The sequence below is a fragment of the Janthinobacterium sp. BHSEK genome (assembly GCF_056174685.1).
The window spans coordinates 1-2949 of record NZ_JBWBYV010000189.1; the positions used below are offsets into that span (position 1 = coordinate 1).

Below are 2949 nucleotides of genomic sequence, written 5' to 3' on the forward strand. Positions count from 1 at the left end.
ATCGGGCCTGGTTGCGCAGCCGTGGCATCGCTCCACGCATAGCCCGCTATGGCATCGAGTCGCGCGAACGCCTGGGCAAATGGCGCTGGGTGGTCGAACGCACGCTGGGCTGGCTGCACCGCTTCCGCCGATTACGCATCCGCTACGAGCGCCGTGCCGATATCCATCAGGCATTCCTCTCGCTTGCCTGCATACTCATCTGCTGGAGATACATTCAGCGGTTTTGTTAGGCGTTCTAAGCGTGTATTTCTGGCACTTCGTGGTATTGACCAGCATGCGGCGCTGGTCGTAGGTGTTGCACAGCATCGCGTTGACGCTGTTGATTCGATCTTTCACCGCAGGATTGGCATGGTCGACCACCACCGTGAAGCCGGCGGCGCGCAGCAGCGACCGGTCCGACTCGCTGGCGCCACTGCTCTTGCGGTTCTGGCCGGACGCATCTGGATAAATCGTTATCAGATGCTGCTGCCCAGTCTGCTTGTAGCGGCCCTTGATCTTTTCAATCATGGCCGGCGTGTCGAACACCTCCATGAACTCGTCGACTGCGCGCGGCAGGTCATCGCGAATCACGAAAACCACCGCCGCGCCTTTACCAACGTTGAAGTCCATGCCGATGTGCAGCGCGTCGCCAAGCTTGACCGTGTCGTCGGTATGGTTGCGGCGCCGGTCGAAGCAGTAATAAATGACGCCCTGGTAGTTCTCGAAGCTGGCCAGGTATTCTTGGCGGAACGTGCGCGGATCCATCTTGCGCCGCGCGGCTTCGATCTCTTCGGCCGGGACGTTGCCGCCGTCGACCGAGGTGTACAACCAGCTCTTATGGTCAGGCTCACGCCCCTGGCCATCAAGGTAGCTGTCATAGCAATGGTTGAAGCCCTTCGGCGTGCCGATGCGCAGGGCGTGGCCGCCGACCCGCTCCTCGCCATTGATGACGAAGCGACAGGTCGACAGCATTGGGCGGAGCACCTCCTCCCAGGCCGCGTACACGCAGTCTGCCCATTCATCGACCAATGCGAAGAAGAGGCCCGAGCCGCGCAGGTTGTCGTAGGCGTCCAGGCCGACGATGCGGATGACGTGGCCGGCCTTGGTCGTGATCGAGCATTCCGTCTCGTTCGGTTTGCCGGCGCGCCAGCTGGCCGGGATTGCCTGCTTGAGCCGCTTCCAGAACACACGCTTCACCTGCTTGAACGTCGGTGCGCAATACCAGATCTCGTCCTCGGTGCTGACGCCCCACTCGGCAGCCAGGCGCGCAGCACGGCGAATCTCGGCCTTACCCAGGAACGTCTTACCGAAGCGCCGGCCGCACACCGCATCGCGGAACCGAGCCTTCTTTTGCCATCCCCAGCAGTAAATGTTCGCCTGTTTCGGCGTCAGCGCGACGGGCCCTTCAGAGAATCGGGCTGTCGGGGAGGTCTTCATCGGGCTTCAATATGTATTCAGGTGCGGACGGCATGCCTTCGCCGGTATCACCTGGTGCTTTTGGCGCATCGAGGCGGCGATTCACGTAGACGTCGCCTACTTCCTTGGCTGCCTGCTCGATCACGGCGACGGCCAGCGCGATATTGCGCGTGCCCTCGGCCTGCTGCGCCATCCTGGCCAGCGCGCGCAAGCGGAAAGCGCGGCTGGCAATCGGAATGGCCGCCGTGTCCTCTCGGAACCTGGCCCGCGTGTCGTTGAAAATAGTCTTCCATTTGGCGCTCAACTGGCGCCCCACATACTTTTCCGGGTCGTAGGTGGCGACCTGCTGTCGCGGCACGTCGAGCCCGAATTCATCCTTTACTGCCACCGACACCTGCGTCGGCGTGTCGAAACAAGCCAGCGCTTGGACGATAAACAGCTTCACCTCGTCACGTAGTGCTGCCATGAGTTGCCTTCCGGTAAATGGCCGGTCAACCTTATGCAGCCTTCAGCAAACAGGTTCCGCAAGCCCTCGCGATGTTGATTCTCGCCACTTCTGGCGGTGTCTTTGCTGCGTCGATGATGCGCTGCACGTCGTCGCTGGCGCCGTAACGCCGGACTACGCCGACGAACTCTTCGACGTCATGGCCGCGCATGCACAGCTTCGGCAATCCGTACTTGTTGAAAGCTGGCGCGCCGAATTCATCCTTCTCCTGGCCGATGTGATAAAGCTCGTGATCGAGCAGCGCGCAGAACTCGGCGTCACTGCAGGTCAGGCAATACGATGCGTCCAGGGTAATGAGGAAGTCCGGCACCGCGCCGAACCAGTCGGCCATCTGCTGTTGCTGGCGGCCTTTCTGCCACGGCCCGCAGCGGAATGTCATTTCCTCGCACTGGCCCAGCACGGTGCGGCCTTGCTTGGCGAATCCGTGTGGTGCCCACAGGAACTGCACATCGGCATATTCCAGGTGCACGTGGTCTCCGTTGTAGAGCGCGCCACCTTCGGTGAGGATGGTTGCGCGCGCCCACTTGAGCACCTCGGGCGCGGGCATGTAACGGTTGTTCAGCGGGTCGGCGAACTCGGGTGGAGGCATTGGGCGCGAGGAGCTGGGCGCTGCGAGATTGCGGTTTTTTTTCATTCCGACCTACTAGATGTAGTGTTTGACAGCAATTCTAGCGGTCTCAGCCCGGCAATTTTTGACACTTTCGCTCGCAACCTACTAAATGTAGTGTCTCACGCGGCTTCGATGCTTAAATTGACCGGTGGCATGCTCGCGCCCAGCACCCACAGCGCGATAGAGCCGCCGGAATTCAGCACGGCCAGTTCCTCGACGCTTGGGCGCCAATACGACACCACAGCAGGCAGATCGCCAACGTGCGTGTGATCGGCAATGCGCCACACAGCAACTCGGCCTGCTCCCAGCCGGCAGGCGCGCCGAGCACGCCGTTATTCGATGGATGTTGGATTTTCTGCATGGCTACTTTCGTTATGTCACAGCCCGCCCCCAGCAGGCGCCGCAGTGCATCGCGGCTGGAGTCCTCTGGATCTTTGCT

At 61.3% G+C, this 2949-nt stretch carries 4 protein-coding genes and 1 pseudogene; 1 reads left to right on the top strand and 4 read right to left on the bottom strand.

The window, feature by feature from the left end; genetic code table 11:
- Positions 1-230 (top strand): transposase (locus tag AC0V2Y_RS28235; protein ID WP_475415720.1); only part of this gene is annotated, 230 nt, incomplete at its 5' end.
- Here AC0V2Y_RS28235 and AC0V2Y_RS28240 read toward each other — a convergent pair.
- The 4 genes and pseudogenes from AC0V2Y_RS28240 to AC0V2Y_RS28255 form a co-directional block, all read right to left on the bottom strand.
- Positions 196-1416 (bottom strand): phage terminase large subunit family protein, encoded by a 1221-nt coding sequence (locus tag AC0V2Y_RS28240; protein WP_475417496.1) that lies wholly within the window; start codon positions 1414-1416, stop codon positions 196-198. The two genes, AC0V2Y_RS28235 and AC0V2Y_RS28240, sit on opposite strands and share 35 nt — an antisense overlap.
- Positions 1385-1861: a DUF2280 domain-containing protein gene (locus tag AC0V2Y_RS28245; protein ID WP_475417495.1), complete on the bottom strand. Its 477-nt coding sequence runs from the start codon at positions 1859-1861 to the stop codon at positions 1385-1387. Before AC0V2Y_RS28245 ends, AC0V2Y_RS28240 begins: the two co-directional genes overlap by 32 nt.
- Positions 1862-1892: 31 nt before the next feature.
- Entirely contained in the window at positions 1893-2534 is a 642-nt protein-coding gene (locus tag AC0V2Y_RS28250; protein WP_475417494.1) for a putative metallopeptidase, read from the bottom strand.
- A 172-nt stretch (positions 2535-2706) separates the two neighbouring features.
- Positions 2707-2949, bottom strand: a pseudogene (locus tag AC0V2Y_RS28255) (hypothetical protein); the annotation flags it as partial.